The sequence below is a fragment of the Lysobacter yangpyeongensis genome (assembly GCF_042655745.1).
Lineage (GTDB): Bacteria > Pseudomonadota > Gammaproteobacteria > Xanthomonadales > Xanthomonadaceae > Agrilutibacter > Agrilutibacter yangpyeongensis.
In genome coordinates this window covers 478,884-497,451 of sequence record NZ_JBHSNM010000002.1, presented here as the reverse complement: position 1 = coordinate 497,451, position 18,568 = coordinate 478,884, and the positions used below count along the sequence as shown (strand labels likewise).

The following is an 18,568-nucleotide window of genomic DNA, read 5'->3' as shown; positions in this document are numbered from 1 at the left end:
CCGGCTTGCGCCGGCTTCTTTTTTGCCCGCCGCCGTGGCCGCGTGCACACGGCAGGCATCCGGTGGATCCGGCGGGCGACGAGGGGAGAGTGTCCCGCCGGATCCGCTCCGGATCAGTAGTGGCGCGCCTCCAGCGTCACGCCGGTGTAGGCCTTCGTGCCCACGACCTTCACGTAGTAGGTGCCGGCCCGCGTCACCGCGATGCGTGCGGTCTCGTTGTTGCCGGGACGCATCGACGTCACGTCGACGGCGCCGGCGATCGGCGTCTGGCCGTAGCGCACCAGCAGCGTCACGTCGCCGGTGCCGCCATAGGTGAGGAAGCTCAAGCCGGTCGCGCCGAGCGGCACGGTGATCGCGAACAACCGCTCGCTGCCGGCCGCGCCGGACAGGCCCTTCACCGGCACCCGGTTGGCGAGCGCGCGCGCGTTGCCCTCGCAATCGGCACCCTGGCAGGGCACGAGCGTGGCGAGTGCGGCCTTCGCGTTGAGGATGCCGCTGCCCATCGGCTGCCCGGACGGCAGCGCAACCGGGAACGGACGCGCGGTGGCCTTGAGCGTGGTTTCGACCTGCGCCGGCGCCAGCGGTGTCTTCGCGACGCTCTGCAGCAGCGCGACCGTCGCCGACACGTGCGGCGCGGCCATCGAGGTGCCGATCATGCCGACGTACACGGGCGAGCCGAGTTCGGGCGACGTCAGGCTGTCGTTGCCGGTCTGCCAGACATAGCCGTAGGGCACGCCTTCCTGGCCGTTGCCGCCCGGGGCGGACAGATCGATGCGCGTGCCGTAGTTGGAGTAGAAGGCCTTGCCGCCCTTGATGCCGGTGGCGCCGACCGTGATGACGTTGTTGCAGCTGGCGGGACTGAAGCCGGCCGCGTCGGCATTGCTGTTGCCGCCGCTGACGACGACCGTGGTGCCGTTGGCGACGGCGGTGTCGATCGCCGCCTGCATCGTCGCGTCGCACGCGCCTTCGCCGCCCAGGCTCATGTTGATCACTTCGGCCGGGTTGGCATTGGCCGGCACGCCCGCGACCGTGCCGCCCGACGCCCACACGATCGCATCGGCGATGTCGGAGGTGTAGCCGCCGCAGCGGCCGAGCACGCGCACCGGCAACACCTTCGCGTTGTGCGCGACACCGGCGAGGCCGATGCCGTTGTTGGTCACTTCGGCGACCGTGCCCGCGGTATGCGTGCCGTGGAAGCTGCTGTCGCTCACCGGGCACGCGTCGGGATCGTCGTTCCAGTCGCCGTAGTCGTGCGCGCCGGCGGCGCGTGCGTCGCTGCCGCGGCGCGAGACGAAGGCATCGCTGATGAAGTCGTAACCGGGCAACAGGTTGGCATCGAGATCCGGATGGGCGACGACGCCCGTGTCGAGCACCGCCACCACGACGCCGGTGCCCGTCGCGGTGTCCCACGCGCCCGGCGCGTACATGCCGCCGACGCTGTGCGAGTAGTGCCACTGGTACGCGCCGTACACCGGATCGTTCGGCGCCAGGTCGGGCCCGTAGCGGTGCTGCGAACCGGTGTGGTACAGGCGGCGGTCGGCTTCGACGTAGGCGACGGCGGGATCGGCGCGCAGCGTGCGCAGCAGCGTCGCGGTGGCGACGGCATCGAGCGGCTTCGACACGGCGATCACGTCGGCGCCCGTCGCCAGGCGTCGGACACGGCGCACGCTCAGGCCCGGCCGGCTCGCCGTGAGGCCGGAGCGGACCAGCGCATTGCGTGCGCTGCTCAGCGCCGAACTCGCGCTCAGCATCGGCGCGGAGCCGCTGCGGTAGCGCACGATGAAGCGGGTCTGCCTGCCGTTCGGCGAGGTGCCGGAAGGCGCGGCCTGCACGCCGGCGACGCGCGGCGCGATGGCGGTAGCGGCACCGGCGGTGGACGCGGTGGAGGCGATCAGCAGGCCGAACGAAACGGCGGCGGCGAGCGCGCGGACATGGGAGCGGTTCGTGGTTGGGAACATGACAGGACTCTTGAGTGGGAAGCCGGCCGCGACCGGCGTTGCAGGCGGAAGTCGTCGGGCCGTCGGTGCACGACGTTCGGCCCGACCGAGGACGAAGGGCGCGCTTACCAGCCGAAACCGATACCGGCGCCGGCCGAGCTCTCGTCGCTGCTGAAGGCGCCGCCGAAGGTCAGCGTGGTGCGTTCGCCGATCGCGCGCTGGTAGCCGAACGACAGGGCCTGTTCGCCGCCGCTGAAGCCGATGCCGACGCCGACGCGGTTCTGCGTGCGCACGCCCGCGGCACTGGTGGCCATGTTGAGCATCGCCGCGTTCATCGCCCCCATCTTGTCGATGCGACGATCGGTTTCGCTGAAGCGGTCGTCCACGTGCGCACGCAACTCGTCGATCGCCGCCATCGGCGCGGCCATCAGTTCCTCGAAGCGGCGATCGGTGTAGGCGCGTGCATCGGCGAGCGTGCGCGCATCGCCGGCGTTCATCTGGCCGACGTTGGCGGCATCGGTGTCGGCGGTGCCCGCGGCGACGTTGGTGATCTGGCGTTCCTCGCCCACCGAGCCGACCGACACGGAGTCGGGCCGGTCGGCGACCGAGCCCGTACCGATGGCCACCGAACCCGGTGCCGTGGCCGAGGCGTGGTTGCCGATCGCCACGCTGTCGTCGCCGCTGGCGTTGGCGTTGGGTCCGATCGCGACCGCGCCGGTGCCTGCGGACGCATCGGCGTCGTTGGGCGTGCCGCCGATGTCGATGTACGGATCGGTGCCACCGCTCGGGGGCGGCGTGTTCTCGATCGTGGTGATGCGGGTGTCCAGCGACGCCAGCGTCTGGTCGATCGCCGCGAACGCACTGCCGACGTTGCCGTACGAATTGCCGCCGATCACGTAGGTGGGGCCGGTGAAGCCCTGCAGCGGATCGTAGGACGCGCCGCCGCCCAGGTACGTCGCGAGCACGCCGTAGTTCACCGCTTCCACGGTATTGCCGCTGTCGTCGATCAGGCCCGCCGCGCGCAGCTGGCGCACGTTGACCGCGTCGTGATCGTCGGTGCCGTCGGCGACGTTGGTGATCTGCCGCTCCATGCCCACCGCGCCCACCGACACCGTGTCGGCGCGGTCGGCGATCGAACCGGTGCCCAGCGCGACGGCGTTGTCCGCGTATGCCGCTGCCTGCGCGCCGATCGCCACGCTGCCCACGCCGCTGGCCTCGCTGCTGCTGCCGACGGCGGTGCTGTCGTCGCCCACGGCGACGCTGTTGAAGCCGCTGGCGGTGCTGAATTCGCCCCGCGCCATCGCGCCGTTGCCGAGCGCGGAAGCGCCGGTGCCGATCGCGCTGCTGGCGTTGCCCAGCGCGGTGGCGTAGTCGCCTTCGCTGGTCGTCATCGCGCCGACGGCCACGCTGTCGGCGCCGGCCGCGGAACTCAGCGCGCCCACGGCGATGCTGTTGTCGGTCAGCGCCTGCGCGCCCGCGCCGACCGCGGTTGCGCCCTGGCCGTCGGCGCGCGAGCGCACCAGGCCGGTGCCGTCCCACGCCGAGCCGTCATCGGACGCGCCGACGAAGTAGCTGCCGCCCAGCACCGTGCTGTTGGCGCGCGCGGCGACCGCGCCGGTGCCGACCGCGGTCGACGCGAACCCATCGGCGATCGCCGAGGCGCCCATCGCCGTGGCGTAGTCCCAGTTGGCGACCGAATCGGTGCCGACCGCGGTGGTGTTGTTGCCCACTGCGCTGCTGAAGGGGCCGACGGCCGTCGCGTTCGCGCCGGTGGCGTAACTGACCACGCCCAGCGCCAGCGCATAGTCGCCGCCGGTGTACGCGCCCATGCCGACCGACGTGCTGAGCCAGCCCGAGGCATTCGCGTTCTCGCCGATGGCCGTGGCGTCGTCGCCGTACGCGACCGCGCCCGGGCCCAGCGTGGTGCTGAAGTCGCCGGTGGCGAGCGAGCCGGTGCCGATCGCGATCGACTGCGCGCCGGTCGCTTCGGTCTTGTGCCAGCCGCCGATCCAGTTGGTGGGTCCGCCGATGGCGATCGAGCCGTCGCCCGAGGCATTGGCCATGGCGCCGATGGCGATGTCGCGCCACTGGCCCGCGCTCGCTTCCGAACCCAGCGCGACGCCCCATTCGCCGGTGGCATTGGCGTTCCAGCCCAGTGCCACCGCCTGGTCGCCCACCGCGGACGCGCCCGGCCCGGCGGCGATGGAACGCCAACCGGCCACCGCATCGTCCAGGCCATCGCCGTTGGACGAGAAGTAGGCGATGCCGTCGGTATCGGCGGGCAGCTTGCCCGCCAACGCCGGCGGCGCGACCAGCAGCGACGGGCCCGCGCCGGCCGCGGCGGGGCGCGCGCATTCCAGCACCGCGCGGTAGTGGCCCTGGGCGTCGGGCTCGCCGGTCTCGACGATGCGGCAGGTGTCCGCCGCGGGCGCGTCGGAGGCGGCGGTACTGCCGTTCGCCGGACTGGTCGTCTGGGCTATCGCCGCGGCCGGGGTCGCCAGCAACATCGCGATGGCGAGGTGCAATCTGGTGCGCTTCATGGTGCGTCTGTCTCCGGAAGAAAGACGCCGGCTGCGACGGGAACCAAGCGCGGCGTCGAATGAGCCCGCGACACTGGCCGGCCGTGGTCGCGGGCGCATTCCAAACGCATGACGATTGTTTTACGGGCGCTTTTCTGCAGCCCGCTCAGTGGTTTGCCGAAGCGGTGGCCGCCGCCGCGGCGGGCCAGGGCAGGGTCAGTTCGGCCGGGATCGGGCGCTCGCCGGCCAGGCGTTGCGCGCGCTGCAGGGCGACCTGCCATTGCGGCGCCTGTTGCAGGCGGCGATAGAGCTCGAGTTCGAGCAGCGCGACCTCGAAATCCTGGTCGGCCCAGGGCGCGACGCGGCCGATCCGCGCGGCCGCTTCCTGCAGCCGGCCTTCCTGCATGAGCCAGCGCGCGTGCGCGCGGACCGCGTTGACGATCGGCCCCGGCACGCCGCCGGCTTCGGCCAGGCGTTCGGCGTCGAGGTAATGCCGTTCGGCGGCCAGCGCGTCGCCGCTGCGGCGCGCGTGCAGCGCGGCGCCCAGGCGCGCTGCGAGCGCATCGCCTTCCAGCCAGAGCGCGTCGAAGGTCGGTTCGGGCAGGTCGGCGTCGAGCGCGGCCTCGCGCAGCCGGAAGGCGACCCAGGCCCGCAGCCGCGGGTTCAGATCCAGGGGCCAGTCGCGGAGCGCGGCGTCGCCCAGCAGTGCCGCGGAACGCGCGTCCCCGGACAGGCGCGCGATCTCCATCGCCAGGTATTCGCGGCGACGGAAATCGCCGGGCGGGACCACCGCGGCCGCCGGCAGTTGCAACAACTCGCGGGCCTCGCGCGTCCGGCCGACCGTCAGCAGCGCCTCGGCGCGCACGAGGATCAGGTTGGCCAGCTGCACCGGATCGCGGATCTGCGCGCGCGACGCCCACGCCCGGCCGGTCACGGCCAGCGCCGCGGTGGGCTGCAGCAGCTGCAGGTGTGCGACCGCGCGCATGAAGCGCACGCCGTCGAGTTCCGTCGCCGCGCCCATCGCCTCGAAGTCGCGCTCGGCCTTCTCGTAGTACTGCACGGCCTGGAGCGGCCGGTCGCGTTCCATTTCGACCGTTCCGAGGTTGGCGTCCACCCGCGCCACCGACAGGCGATCGCCGGAGCGCAGCAACTGCACCCGCGCGCTGCCCAGATCGGACAGCGCCGCGTCGAATTCGCGCCGTGCCGCGTGCGCGGCGCCGCGGCCCATCAGGGCGCGGCCGTACGCGTTGGCGTCCGCTGTCGTGGCCAGCGCGCTGGCCGCCGCGTCGAAGCTGCGTCCGGCGGCGTCGACGCGGTTCTCGCGCATGTGCACCGAGCCCTGCAGGGCGAGCAATTGGCCGCGCAGCAGCGCGTCGCGGCGCACGGCGCCGTCCTCCAGCAGCCGGTTCGTCGCGGCCAGGCTGGGTGCGTAGCGGCCGGCGAGAAAATCGACCTGGGCGAGACGGTACTCCACCTGCGCGGTGCGCTGCGCCGGCGGCACCTCGAGCAGGATGCGACGCGCGCCTTCGAGGTCGTTGGCGAGAATGGCCGACTGCGCGCGCTGCAGGCGCTCGCTGGCGTCGGCGGGAGCGTCGGCGAGGTCGTCGGGCTGACGATTGCCGATGGAGGCCAGCAGGCGATCGGTGGCCACGCGCGTGGCGGTCACCAGATCGGCGTCCTCGCCCAGCCCGCGCTGCACCCGCCCGGCCGTGCCCATCGCGGAAAGCGCGACCTGCCAGCGCCGCCGCGCATGGCGCGCCTGGCCGTCGACCACCCAGCTGGCCTGCGTGTTCGCGCGCAGCCGGTCCGCGGTGCCGCGTCCCCGCGGCGACTGCAGCAGGCTCAGCGTCGCCTCGCTGGACATCACCGGCAGCCGCGCGCCGCGCAGGCGATGGACGACGAAATCCATCATGCCCAGCCGTGCCCAGGCGGCATCGCCGGGACCGCTCACCCGCATCGGCAGGACGATGATCGCGCCGGAGGCCGCGGCCGGCGCCCGCGCAGCGTCCGGTGGCAGCGGCCAGGGCAGCAGGCAGGACGCCAGCGCGAGCAGGGCGACCAGCGCGGCGGTGCCGTCGACGGCCCAGCGCCAGACGCGATCGGCGAGGCCGCGGCTTCGGGCTGGCATTGGCGTTGCCGGCGGTGGATCCGGCGGCGTTTCGCCGATCGCGGACAACGCTTCGATGGCGCCGGGCAGTTTGGGGAGATCGGGCGCGTCGTTGGCCGCCTCGGCCGCGGCCATCGCCGCCGCCTCGGGTTCGAGCACCCGCACCGGGGCGGCCCAGCGGAAGCCGAAGCGCGGCACCGTGCGGATCACGCGCTGCTCCTGGCCGTCGTCGCCGATCGCGCGGCGCGCCCGCAGCACGATCTGCGCGAGCTGCGCGTCGGAGACATCCGTGCGCGAGAACACCGCGGAGACCAGCTCGTCGCGACCGACCGCGCGATCGCGATGCTCGATCAGGTAATGCAGGCATTCGAACGTGCGCGCCGGCAGGGCCAGCGCGGTGTCGTCGCGCTGCAGTTCGCGTTTGGCCGGATCCAGTACGAATTCCCCGAAGCGATAGCGGGTGTTGTTCGTCGTGACGCGCGCGGGCATGGCAAAAACCGGAAATCAGGCCGTTACCGCTGCGATGACGGCCGCTGCTGTCGGTGGCGCTGGCGCGAACGCACGACCAGGTGCCACGTCCTGTGGCATGCACCGTGGGGGAGCTGCAAACGGGAACCCGATCATAGGTCGGTCGCAGCACGGGGTTAAGCGAAATAATCAATTCAGTCGCCCCCCGCGGCACCGTGCCGCAAGTCGTGCAGGCGGGCGGCCGTCCGCGCGCAACGCAGCGTTGCCTTCCCTGCGGCGCGCCGAGCTTCGTTCGGGGTGTCGTCGGTCATGGCCTGTGCGCGGCGCGCAGGCCGTTTCTGGTGTGACGTCCGTCGCGGATTTCGTAGCATCGGCGGGTGGCCGCCCCGCGACGGATCGGCCATGGCGTCCGGGGAGCGTCCCCTGGCGTCTATGGATGACCATTCAAGGGAACGGACATGAAGAACCGCACGAACCACCGCCTGATCGAAACCTGCCTGCTCGGCGCCCTGCTGGCCGCGGCGGCGACGCCCGCGCTGGCGCAGCGCCAGAGTGCGCAGGACATGCGCAAGGAGCAGATGCAGCAGATCCCCGTGTGCACGAAGAAGCTGGGCACGATCTCGGTGCTCGAGCCCGAGGACGCCACCAACTGGTGGACGGGCCAGCAGCTGCCGGCGCCATCGAAGCTGATCAAGGTCTTCGTCAACAAGTCGCGGTGCTTCACCCTGGTTGACCGTGGCGCGGGCATGGACGCGGCGATGCGCGAGCGCGAGCTGGCCTCCGGTGGCGAACTGCGCGGCCGCTCCAACATCGGCAAGGGCCAGATCAAGGCCGCGGACTACGTGATGGTGCCGGACCTGGTCTCGCAGAACAGCAACGCCAGCGGCAGCGGCCTCGGCGCGCTGGTCGGTGGCCTGCTCGGCGGCAGCCGCGGTGCCGCGCTGGGCGGCGCGGTCAACTTCAAGAAGAAGACCGCCGACGTGGTGCTGACCATCACCGACGTGCGCTCGTCCGAGCAGGTGGCGATGGCCGAAGGCAGCGCGAAGAAGACCGACATCGGCTTCGGCGCGGGCGCCGGACTGTGGGGCGGCAGCGGCCTGGGCGGCGCCGGCGTCGGCGGCTATGCCAACACCGAGATCGGCCAGGTCATCACCATGGCCTATCTGCAGGCCTACACCGACATCGTCGCCCAGCTCGGCGGCCTGCCGGACAGCGCTTCGGCCGCCAGCGCGCAGCAGGCGGTGACGGTCACCAAGGCCGCGCGCCTGTTCACCGCGCCCGACGGCAAGAAGGTGGTCCGCTCGCTCGACGTCGGCATGATGCTGTACCCGACCGGCACCAGGCAGGGCGTGATGTGGGAAGTGGAAGACGAGCTGGGCAACAAGGGCTGGGTCTCCTCGACGCTGCTGGAACTGTCGAAGTAACGCTTCGCCACGCGCGAAACCAGAGGGCTGCCTTCCGGCAGCCCTTTTTCGTCGGCGCGTTTCGTCGGCGCGGCGGTCGTGCCTGCCGCTACAGGCGCACGAAATACGGAATCGCCATCAGCGCCGCGCCCACCAGCACCATCGCCCAGGCGTTCGACACGAAATACGGGAACAGCATCAGCGCGATCCCGCACACCAGCGGCACGGCGGCCTGCTGGCGCCTGCCGTAGATGAAGAAGCCCAGTCCGATCGAACTGAACAGCACTCCGAGCAACAGTTGCGTGGCGTCCATCGACGTGCCCCAGGGTGGTTCGAGCGCCGGATTGGGCGCATCCTACGCGCCCTTGGGGACATCCGGCCCCGCCCCCATTTCGGCGCGATGGAAATCAAGTCCGACAACCCCGAGCACGGCTTCCAGTTTCCCGGCTCGTTCGAACTCAGCGCGATGGGCTCCGCCGAGGCCGGCCTGGAGCGCGAACTGCCGCAGCGACTGATCGACGCCGGCATCGAGGTCGAAACCGAAAACGTGCAGTGGAAGCATTCCTCGAACGGCAAGTACGTCTCGGTGCGCATCACCTTCCGCGCCGAAAGCCGTGAGCAGTACGAACTGGCGCACCAGGTGCTGCGCGACCATCCGGAAGTGAAGTGGACACTGTGACCGCCGCGGCCTGCGCAGGGCCGGCCACGGACGCGACGCCGTCCGCGGCGCTGCTGCGCGATCTGGGCCGGCAGGCCTACGAACCGGTGTGGCGCGCGATGCAGCGCTTCACCGACGCGCGCGGCGACGACACCACCGACGAACTGTGGCTGGTCGAGCACGATCCCGTCTTCACCCTGGGCCAGGCCGGCAAGGACGAGCATGTGCTGACGCCGGGCGACATCCCGGTGATCCACGTCGACCGCGGCGGCCAGGTGACCTACCACGGTCCCGGTCAGATCGTCCTGTACCCGCTGCTGGACCTGCGCCGGCTCAAGGTCGGCGTGAAGGATTACGTCTGCAGGATCGAGCAGGCGATGATCGACACCCTGGCCGACTGGAACATCCACGCCGCGCGCCGCGACGGCGCCCCCGGCGTCTATGTGAACGGGGCCAAGATCGGCGCCCTGGGGATCCGCGTGCGGCACGGCTGCACCTTCCATGGCCTGGCCTTCAACATCGCCATGGACCTGGAGCCCTTCATGCGGATAAATCCTTGCGGATACGCGGGGTTGCAGGTGACCTCGATGCTAGACTTGGGCGGCCCGTCCAGCCTGGATGCGGTCAAGCCGGTGCTGGTCCAGCACATCGCGCGCCTGTTCGGGTTGCGTGTGGAGACCGCCTCCGCCGACTTCGATCCACACCCCCACGCAAAGGAAACTGCATGAAGGTCCTGAACAGGATGTCTTGGGCGGCGTTGGCGGCATTTGCCGTGGCGTTCGTGGTATTCGTCGGTGGCTACAGCATCGGCAAGGACCTGGCCGGGCGCGACAACACCCAGCAACACGCGAATTGATCCGGCCGGCGCCTCCGCGGGCCGGTGCGAGCAAAAGCAGATCTCCGAAATGAGCACCGATTCCGCCCACAAGACCATTCCGCTCGCCGTCGTCACCGCCGACGCGCCTGCACCGTTGCAGGAAGGCGTGAAGCAGCTTGGCGGCGACAAGATCGGCCGCTCGCCGGTGCAGTTCGCCGACGCGCCGGTGCTGCGCAAGCCGTCGTGGATCCGGGTACGGATTCCGTCGGGCAACTCGGTGCAGCAGCTCAAGGCGAAGCTGCGCGAGAACCGCCTGGTCACCGTTTGCGAAGAGGCCAGCTGCCCGAACATCCACGAGTGCTTCAGCCACGGCACCGCGACCTTCATGATCCTCGGCGAGGTCTGTACGCGGCGCTGCTCGTTCTGCGACGTCGCCCACGGCCGTCCCAAGCCGCCGGATCCGGCCGAGCCGCTGCACCTGGCGCAGACGATCAAGGACATGGGCCTCAAGTACGTCGTGGTGACTTCGGTCGACCGCGACGACCTGCGCGATGGCGGTGCCGCGCACTTCGTCGATTGCATCGCCGCGATCCGCGAATTCAGCCCGCGCACCAGGATCGAGATCCTCACGCCCGACTTCCGCGGCAAGGGCCGCATGGAACGCGCGCTGGAGATCCTCAAGGCCAATCCGCCGGACGTGTTCAACCACAACATCGAAACCGTGCCGGACCTGTACACCAACGTGCGTCCGGGCGCCGATTACCAGTGGTCGCTCACGCTGCTGCAGAAGTTCAAGCAGCAGCATCCGGAGCTGCCGACCAAGAGCGGCATCATGCTCGGCCTGGGCGAAACCATGGAGCAGGTGCAGGCCACGCTGCGCGATCTGCGCGCGCACGATGTCGACATGGTCACCATCGGTCAGTACCTGCAGCCCACCGCGCACCACCACCCGGTGATGCGTTACTGGACGCCGGACGAATTCAAGCAGCTGGAAACCTACGGCTACGAACTGGGCTTCAGCCACGTCGCGTCCGGTCCGCTGGTGCGCTCCTCGTACCACGCCGACCGTTCGGCGATCGAAGCGGGCTACGCGGAAGCGTAAGCGCGGCACAAGCGGACTGCAGAAGCCGCGCGCTGAGTGCATGGGCGGAGAGTCACGCTCATCTGTCGTCATCGAGTACGAGTGATCGCCCGCACCGGCGGCTTGCATCGTGCGCCGGCTTCTGCCTACGCTGCGCACGCACGGCCCATGAAGGGGCCGCTGGAGGACCGGACATTCCGTCCGCGTCCCCGCCCCGATCGCCAAGGACGACGCATGAAAACCACCCCGGTACTCGCGCTGGGCCTGTCCATGGCCGTAGCCCTCACCGCCTGTGGAACCGCTGCCATGCAGAGCAATCACCCGACCCCGTCGATGGACGTCAAGGATCGGCAGCCGCCGCGTCCGCAGATCCGGCGCAACCCGAATCCGACCGCGTATGAGATCACCGCGACGATCGAGAACGCGCCGGGCCCGTTCGGCGTGGTCAAGGCGGCGATGCAATACGAAGTTCTCGACGACCGTTGCCTGCCCGATCTGGGCGGCATGGCGGGCACGCGGGCCAGCCTGCTGGAGTGGGTGCCGATCGAACTGATGCACGTGTCCGGCGACACGTATCGGGGCGTCATCTACGACGACCTGCTGGTCGATGAGGACTACTTCGGTCTGGGCGTGTGCCATTGGTCGCTAGTGACCGCCCAGTTCAAGCTGAGGGCTACGGAAGCCAAGGACGATGCGGCGTTCTCGTACCACCTTTTCCACGATGATCTGGTGTCGGAGCACCGCATACGTGCGTATTTCTGGAATGGCGACTACCCGGCCGTAGAAAGCATTCCCGGCATGCTGATTCCCGGCGAAGAGGATCGCGAAAAGTTCAAACCCGAGTATCGCGACCAGCTTTTCGTCCTTGATCTGGCAATCAGGAAAGCCAGCTCATGAGCATCGATACCCGCGTCCACGCGATATTGGCCGCCGATGCCTACAAGACCTATCCGCCCGAGGACTGGGACAAGGGCGTTGATATCGAGGGTGTCAATTACAGGATCCTCGATCAGGTCACGCGACCTTCCGGTTATCAGGGCACGCTCTACCAGCGCGCGGACACCGGGGAAATGGTCGTCGCGCATCGCGGTACGGAATTCGACCGTGAGTTGGTGGAGGATGGACTTAAGGCTGATGCGGGAATGGTCCTGCTTGGCATGAACAATCAGGCAGAAGACGCTATCGCCTTTACGCGGAACGCGATTGCCCGCGCGAACCGTATCAACGCCCGCCGCTGCGAAGTGCAGGGCATTACCGTCACCGGCCATTCCCTCGGCGGCACGCTTGCCCAGATCACCGCCTATCGCTTCGGCCTGACCGGCGAAACCTTCGACGCCTACGGTGCCGCCGGCCTGGTCGCCGACATTCCCGCAGGCGGCACGCAGGTCATCAACCATGTTCGTGCCACCGATTTCGTCAGCGCGGCCAGCAAACATTTCGGCGAAGTCCGTGTCTACGCGTCCGAACGCGACATCGAGGCGTTGCATGACCACGGATATGCGAACGACCACCGTTTCCTGACCGACCTGCGCAATCCTTTCGGTGTGGCCTTCGGGATCGGCGTCGAGGCGCATTACAGCCGCAATTTCCTGCCAGACAACGACCTGGGCCCGGATGGGTCTGTGATCAGCGAAGGCACGAGTGCCCGCTATGCGCAAAACCAGGCGCTGGTCGACAAGTACCGCCACGACATCGCGCTGATGCACGGTGCCCTGGCCTTGCCGCGCAATGCGATCGATGCGGTCGTGGATGGAGCGCGACACCTCGCGTTGGGCCGGGCCGTGCGAGCACCGACGGAAGCCGGACCTTCCGGCGGCCAGTGCGCGGCGCCGCCGGCCTCATGGGATCCCTTCCTGCCCCAGCACCCGGACCACACCCTGTTCGAGCAGATCCGCGCCGGCGTGCATGCCCTCGACGCCTCGGTCGGGCGATCCCCGGACGCCGTCAGCGATCGTCTGAGCGCCTCTCTGCTGGTGCAGGCCAAGGCCGACGGCCTGAGTCGCGTGGACCATGTGCTGTTGAGCACTGCCACCCCGCATGCGCCTGGTGGCGAAAAGGCGTTCGCCGTGCAGGGCTCGCCCGGCGATCCGGCGCATCTGCGGACCCAGGTGGATATCGGCACCGCTATCCAGACGCCGATGGCCGCATCGTTCCAGCGCGTGGAGTCCTTGAATCAGCAGGCGACACAGGCAGCGGAAATATCCGTGTCGATCCCGGATCGGCAGCCGTCGCTTTCGCGACGCATGCCGTAACGAACCGTCTGCGCCAGCGCGGCTGATATCGCCCCGGACGTGGGGAGCAACCGGGGCCCCGCCGGTCGCCCATTCAGCCAACTTCCGCCAGCTATGCGCGGGCTGCCGGAACCTGAACGTTTCGCGGCGCCATCACGGGAACCGGCCAAACGGCACGCTTTCACACCCGGACGGTGCGTGACACCGGAGGCAACTTTAGGCACTGTGGACCGGTCGAATCCCGCGACATCCTTGTGCCGGACCAGTGCCGGTCGACGAAGCCTCCGCGATGAAAATCAAGACCCCACGCGTCACGACCGCCCTGGTCGCCTTCCTGCTTTCCGCTCCGGTCGCCCTGCTGGCGGCCGATGGCGCGAAGACCGCGCAACTGCCGGTGCCGCCGCAGAGCGACAAGGCCCTGCTGAAGTCGGTCGATGCCAAGACGTTGCCCAACGCGGCGACCACCGACCAGAGCACCGCGGCGCGCTACGTGTACGGACTGTTGTCCGACAGCCGTTACGCCTACCGTCCGCGCCCGCTCGACGATGCGCTTTCGGCGGACATCTACAAGCGCTACCTCGAGGCGCTCGACGGCAACAAGCAGTTCTTCACCGCGCAGGACATCGCGAAGTTCGACGCGTACAAGTTCCAGTTCGACGATGCGATCAAGAGCGGCAAGCTCGATCCCGCGTATGCCATCTTCGCCGCCTATCGCCAGCGCTTCGATGCACGCGTGGCCTACGCGCGCAATCTGCTCAAGCAGGACATCTTCACCTTCACCGGCAACGACCGCTTCGAATACGACCGCGAAGACGCACCGTGGGCGGCCGACGAAGCCACTCTCGACGCGCTGTGGAAGGAGACCGTGCGCAACGATTGGCTGCGCCTGAAACTCGCCGGCAAGAAGCCGGAAGACATCCGCAAGACGCTGGACAAGCGCTACCTCAACATGGGCAAGGGCGTCGCCGAGCTGAAGGGCGAGGACGTGTTCCAGACCTTCCTCAACAGCTACGCCAACGCGATCGATCCGCACACCGACTACTTCACGCCGCGCACGGCCGACAACTTCAACATGACCATGTCGCTGTCGCTGGAAGGCATCGGCGCGGTGTTGCAGAAGCAGGACGACGTGGTCGCGATCCGCGAGATCGTGCCCGGCGGTCCGGCCAGCCGCTCGCAGAAGCTCAAGCCGGGCGATCGCATCGTCGGCGTCGGCCAGGGCGACAGCGGCCTGATGGAAGACGTGATCGGCTGGCGTATCGACGACGTCGTCGCCAAGATCCGCGGCGCCAAGGGCACCAAGGTGCGCCTTGATGTCGTTCCGGCCGAGGCCGGCCTCGACAGCGAGCCCCACCGCCTGGTGCTGGTGCGCGACAAGGTGCGCCTGGAAGACCAGGCCGCGAAGTCGGAAATCATCACGCTGCCCGCCGCCAACGGTGCGCCTGCGCGCCGCATCGGCGTGATCAAGCTGCCCGGTTTCTACCAGGACTTCGAAGGCCGCCGCCGCAACGACGGTGATTACGCGTCGGCCACGCGCGACGTCGCCAAACTGCTGGCGAAGCTGCGCGGCGAGAAGGTCGAAGGCGTGGTGCTCGACCTGCGCAACAACGGCGGTGGTTCGCTGGATGAGGCGATCGACCTCACCGGCCTGTTCATCGACCGCGGTCCGGTCGTGCAGCAGCGCGAATCCGGCGGCCGCGTGCAGGTGTACGGCGACGAGGATTCGGGCATCGCCTGGGAAGGCCCGCTCGCGGTGCTGATCAATCGCGGTTCGGCCTCGGCGTCGGAAATCTTCGCCGGCGCGATCCAGGATTACGGCCGCGGCCTCGTCATCGGCGAGACCAGCTTCGGCAAGGGCACGGTGCAGAACCTGGTCGACCTCGACCGCTGGCCGGCGAACGAAACCGCGCGCTTCGGCCAGGTGAAGCTGACCATCGCGCAGTTCTTCCGCGTCAGCGGTGGCAGCACCCAGAACAAGGGCGTGGTGCCGGACATCGCCTTCCCTGTCTCGGTGGATGCCAGCGAGTTCGGCGAAAGCACCTACGACAACGCGCTGCCGTGGACGCGGATAGCCGCCGTGCCGCACACGCGCTACGGCAACTTCGCGCCGCTGCTGCCGAAGCTGGAGTCGATGCACACCGCGCGCATCGCCAAGGACAAGGAATTCCAGTGGTGGAGCGAGGACGTCGCGGAGTTCCGCGAGGAACGCGCGAAGAAGTCGGTGTCGCTCAACGAAGCCGAACGCCGCGCCGAGCGCGATCGCGACGAAGCCAAGCGCAAGCTGCGCCAGGAACTGCGCACGCAGCTGGGCCTGGCGATCGATCCACTGGCCGAAGAGAGCATCGACGACGGTCTGGCGTCGAGCGAGCGTGACATCGCCAAGGATGCCGCGCGCGAGAAGCTGGCCGAACAGCGCCCCGATCCGCTGCTGCGCGAATCGGCGGCGATCCTGGCCGACGCGGTGCAGCTGCTGAACGGCGACAAGAAGCTGTCCGCGCAGGTACTGCCGCAGGCCGCCAAGCCGGGGCACTGGGCCGACTGAAGGCGAAAGCACCTCTCATCTGCCCCCGATCAAAGCATTCGTGGCGGCGCTTCCCTCGCCCCGCTTGCGGGGAGAGGGACAGCGCTGCGTAGCAGCGCAGGGTGAGGGGACCTCACGCGCTTCAGTGCAAGAATCGCAAGAATCGGATAGCAGCGACCTCCGTCAGCTCCTACCCTTGGGCCATGAACGCCATGGTCAAAAACTTCCCCAGCCGGGCCTTCCCGCTACGGGACAGTGCCTCCCGCGACAAGCTCGAGCACGTGCGCACCCTGCTGGACGCCGGTGAGCCATCGCTCAACGAGCTGGCCCAAGCCGTCGGCCTCAGCCCCTCGCACCTGCAGCGCCGCTTCACCGCGCGCTTCGGCCTCAGCCCCGCCGAATACCTCGCCCAGCGCAAGCTCGGCACGCTGAAGTCCGCGCTGCGCGAAGGTCGCGACGTCAGCGCCGCGCTCTACGATGCCGGCTACGGCTCGCCGTCGCGGGTGTACGAGCGCGGCGCGGCGAAGCTGGGCATGACGCCCGCGCGCTACCGCGCCGGCGGCGAGGGCGAGCAGATCCGCTGGAGCCTGCTCGACACGGCGCTGGGCACGGCGCTGGTGGCGACCACCCAGCGCGGCATCTGCATGATCGAGCTCGGCGAGGATCCCGCGGCGCTGGAAGCGAAGCTGCGCGACGAGTTCCCGCGCGCGGCGCTGGAGCGCGTCGACGCGGGCCGCGACGAGTTCCTCGCGCCACGCCTGCGGGCGGTGGCCGATGCACTGGCCGGCAAACAGGCGCGGGTCGATGTCGACCTCATCGGCACCGCGTTCCAGAAGAAGGTGTGGGATGCGCTGATGCGGATTCCGCCCGGCGAGACCCGCAGCTACGCCGAAGTGGCCGCGCAGCTCGGCGCCCCGCGCGGCGCCCGTGCCGTGGCGAGCGCCTGCGCGCACAACCGCGTGGCGATCGTGGTGCCGTGCCATCGCGTGGTGCGCGGCGACGGCTCGCTGGGCGGCTATCGCTGGGGCCTCCCGCTGAAGGAGAAGGTGCTGCGGCGCGAGCGCGCCGCCTGAGCGCGCGCGCCGCCACGGGTTGTCGCCGCGGCGTGCAATCGCGGCACCGTGACCGGTCATTGTCGAAAATGACGCTGCCTGCTCGTCGTCGGAACAGGGGCACGCAATCCGCGTCCGTCCCGCAACCCGAGGAGGCGTAATGAAGAAGTTTATGGCCGTGTTTACCGGTTCGCCCGATGCGATGGCGCGTTGGCAGGCGTTGGACGAGGCCGAGCGCAAGCGCCGGGAGGCCGAAGGCATGCAGGCCTGGCACCAGTGGGGCGAGCGGCTGGGCGACGCCATCGTCGACCAGGGTGCGCCGCTGGGAAAGACCAAGCGCGTCACGGGCGATGGCATCGCCGATACCCGCAACAACCTGGCCGCCTACACCGTGGTGCAGGCCGAATCGCACGAGGCGGCCGCGCGCCTGTTCGAAAACCATCCGCACTTCGCGATCTTTCCCGGCGACGGGGTGGAAATCATGGAGTGCCTCCCGATCCCGGAAATGTAGACGAGCGTCGGCCGCGCGAACGCGCCGACTGCGTCAGCGCTTGCGTCGCCCCGGCGGACGTGTCGGCAGGGCGAGTCCCTGTTTTACCGCCTCGAACACCATGCGCGTCTCGTAACGCTTGAGGTTGTCGTCGCCGCCGAACAGGCGCTCGGCCACTTCGCGCGTATGCGCCAGCCCGGTGGTGGCGAGCACGACCAGGTAATCCCATTCGCCGGCGAGCACATAGCACTGCTGCACTTCGGGCGCCGCGCGCAGGCGCGCGTGCAGCGCCGCGTGGTGGCGCGCCGACTCGCGCTCGAGCGCTACCAGCACCGTGGCCAGGGTGACATTGGCGAGGTGCGCCGGATCGAGCACCGCGACCGTGCGCATCAGCCCGCTCGCGCGATAGCGCTTGATCCTGCGCTGCACCGCGCTCGCCGACAGGCCGACCGATTCGCCCAGCGCCGTGAGCGTGACGCCGGCATCGCGCTGCAGGAGATCGAGCAGGCGGTGGTCGAATTCGTCGAGGGCGAGAGGGGCGGAAACCATGCAAAATTTTTGCGCCAACGCGCATGTATTTTCAAGCGCGATGCTCGCCGCACCGATAGGCTGTCGTGCATCCCACGTCGTTTCCTCCCCCGATGATCCCGCTCGAACAGCTGCTGTTGTTCGCCGCGACGGCACTCGTCATGGTGCTGACGCCCGGTCCGAACATGATCTATCTGGTCTCCCGCTCGGTGAGCCAGGGGCCGCGCGCCGGCGTGGTCTCGCTGCTGGGCGTGGTGTGCGCCTTCCTCGTCCACATGACCGCGGCCGCCGCGGGTCTGACCGCGCTGTTCCTGGCGGTGCCGCTGGCCTACGACGCGCTGAAACTCGCCGGTGCCGCCTATCTGCTGTACCTCGCCTGGCAGGCGGTGAAGCCGGGCGCGCGATCGCCCCTGCAGCCGGCGCTGCTGCCGCCCGATTCGCGGGCCAAGCTGTTCCGCATGGGCTTCCTGACCTGCCTGCTCAATCCCAAGGCGGCCGTGCTCTATCTGTCGATCCTGCCGCAGTTCGTCGACCCGCACCGCGGCTCGGTGTTCGTGCAGAGCATCATTCTGGGCAGCCTGCAGATCGCGATCAGCTTCACCTTCAACCTGCTGATCGCGCTGTCGGCGGCGGGGCTGGCCTCATGGTTCGCGCGCAAGCCGGCGTGGCTCGCCGCGCAGCGCTATTTCATGGGCACCGTGCTGGGCGGACTGGCGCTGCGCCTGGCGCTGGAACCGCGCCGGCTGGCCTGAGGGG

Annotated in this window: 16 protein-coding genes; 11 read left to right on the top strand and 5 right to left on the bottom strand. The window is 69.4% G+C overall.

All coding sequences use genetic code 11. The features are described 5' to 3' along the window. Positions 1-113 precede the first annotated feature (113 nt). The 3 genes from ACFPN1_RS09085 to ACFPN1_RS09075 form a co-directional block, all read right to left on the bottom strand. The gene (locus tag ACFPN1_RS09085; RefSeq protein ID WP_386754572.1) at positions 114-1,958 is read right to left on the bottom strand and encodes a S8 family peptidase; all 1,845 of its coding nucleotides are present in this window, start codon (positions 1,956-1,958) and stop codon (positions 114-116) included. A 104-nt stretch (positions 1,959-2,062) separates the two neighbouring features. Further along, positions 2,063-4,477: a YadA-like family protein gene (locus ACFPN1_RS09080; RefSeq protein ID WP_386754571.1), complete on the bottom strand. Its 2,415-nt coding sequence runs from the start codon at positions 4,475-4,477 to the stop codon at positions 2,063-2,065. A 145-nt stretch (positions 4,478-4,622) separates the two neighbouring features. Next, on the bottom strand, positions 4,623-7,052 hold the full coding sequence (locus tag ACFPN1_RS09075) for a winged helix-turn-helix domain-containing protein (RefSeq protein ID WP_386754570.1): 2,430 nt from the start codon (positions 7,050-7,052) through the stop codon (positions 4,623-4,625). Positions 7,053-7,489: 437 nt separating this feature from the next. On the opposite strand from ACFPN1_RS09075, the gene ACFPN1_RS09070 reads away from it, so the two are divergent. After that, positions 7,490-8,455: a CsgG/HfaB family protein gene (locus ACFPN1_RS09070; protein WP_386754569.1), complete on the top strand. Its 966-nt coding sequence runs from the start codon at positions 7,490-7,492 to the stop codon at positions 8,453-8,455. 88 nt (positions 8,456-8,543) lie between these two features. Here ACFPN1_RS09070 and ACFPN1_RS09065 read toward each other — a convergent pair whose 3' ends face one another. Next, positions 8,544-8,747: a hypothetical protein gene (locus ACFPN1_RS09065; protein ID WP_386754568.1), complete on the bottom strand. Its 204-nt coding sequence runs from the start codon at positions 8,745-8,747 to the stop codon at positions 8,544-8,546. 87 nt (positions 8,748-8,834) lie between these two features. Between ACFPN1_RS09065 and ACFPN1_RS09060 the strand changes: the two genes are divergently transcribed. The 9 genes from ACFPN1_RS09060 to ACFPN1_RS09020 all read left to right on the top strand — a co-directional run bounded on the left by ACFPN1_RS09060 (position 8,835) and on the right by ACFPN1_RS09020 (position 17,305). Then, entirely contained in the window at positions 8,835-9,113 is a 279-nt protein-coding gene (locus ACFPN1_RS09060; RefSeq protein WP_386754567.1) for a DUF493 family protein, read from the top strand. After that, positions 9,101-9,820: a lipoyl(octanoyl) transferase LipB gene (lipB, locus tag ACFPN1_RS09055; protein WP_386754566.1), complete on the top strand. Its 720-nt coding sequence runs from the start codon at positions 9,101-9,103 to the stop codon at positions 9,818-9,820. Before ACFPN1_RS09060 ends, lipB begins: the two co-directional genes overlap by 13 nt. Next, on the top strand, positions 9,817-9,948 hold the full coding sequence (locus ACFPN1_RS09050) for a hypothetical protein (RefSeq protein ID WP_386754565.1): 132 nt from the start codon (positions 9,817-9,819) through the stop codon (positions 9,946-9,948). The genes lipB and ACFPN1_RS09050 overlap by 4 nt, the downstream gene beginning before the upstream one ends. Positions 9,949-9,997: 49 nt before the next feature. After that, a complete protein-coding gene (gene lipA / locus ACFPN1_RS09045; protein WP_386754563.1) occupies positions 9,998-11,011 on the top strand; it encodes a lipoyl synthase in 1,014 nt (337 codons plus the stop codon). A gap of 213 nt (positions 11,012-11,224) precedes the next feature. After that, the gene (locus ACFPN1_RS09040) at positions 11,225-11,887 is read left to right on the top strand and encodes a hypothetical protein (protein ID WP_386754562.1); all 663 of its coding nucleotides are present in this window, start codon (positions 11,225-11,227) and stop codon (positions 11,885-11,887) included. Continuing rightward, entirely contained in the window at positions 11,884-13,242 is a 1,359-nt protein-coding gene (locus ACFPN1_RS09035) for an XVIPCD domain-containing protein (RefSeq protein ID WP_386754561.1), read from the top strand. Before ACFPN1_RS09040 ends, ACFPN1_RS09035 begins: the two co-directional genes overlap by 4 nt. 268 nt (positions 13,243-13,510) lie before the next feature. Then, positions 13,511-15,763: a carboxy terminal-processing peptidase gene (locus ACFPN1_RS09030; protein WP_386754560.1), complete on the top strand. Its 2,253-nt coding sequence runs from the start codon at positions 13,511-13,513 to the stop codon at positions 15,761-15,763. Between the two features lie 260 nt (positions 15,764-16,023). Next, a complete protein-coding gene (locus ACFPN1_RS09025; protein ID WP_386754558.1) occupies positions 16,024-16,815 on the top strand; it encodes a methylated-DNA--[protein]-cysteine S-methyltransferase in 792 nt (263 codons plus the stop codon). Between the two features lie 139 nt (positions 16,816-16,954). Then, positions 16,955-17,305: a hypothetical protein gene (locus ACFPN1_RS09020; protein ID WP_386754557.1), complete on the top strand. Its 351-nt coding sequence runs from the start codon at positions 16,955-16,957 to the stop codon at positions 17,303-17,305. 33 nt (positions 17,306-17,338) lie between these two features. Here ACFPN1_RS09020 and ACFPN1_RS09015 read toward each other — a convergent pair whose 3' ends face one another. Further along, positions 17,339-17,833: an Lrp/AsnC family transcriptional regulator gene (locus tag ACFPN1_RS09015; protein WP_386754556.1), complete on the bottom strand. Its 495-nt coding sequence runs from the start codon at positions 17,831-17,833 to the stop codon at positions 17,339-17,341. A 92-nt stretch (positions 17,834-17,925) separates the two neighbouring features. On the opposite strand from ACFPN1_RS09015, the gene ACFPN1_RS09010 reads away from it, so the two are divergent. Continuing rightward, complete coding sequence (locus ACFPN1_RS09010) at positions 17,926-18,564, top strand: LysE family translocator (protein ID WP_386754555.1); 639 nt, start codon at positions 17,926-17,928, stop codon at positions 18,562-18,564. Positions 18,565-18,568: the final 4 nt, after the last annotated feature.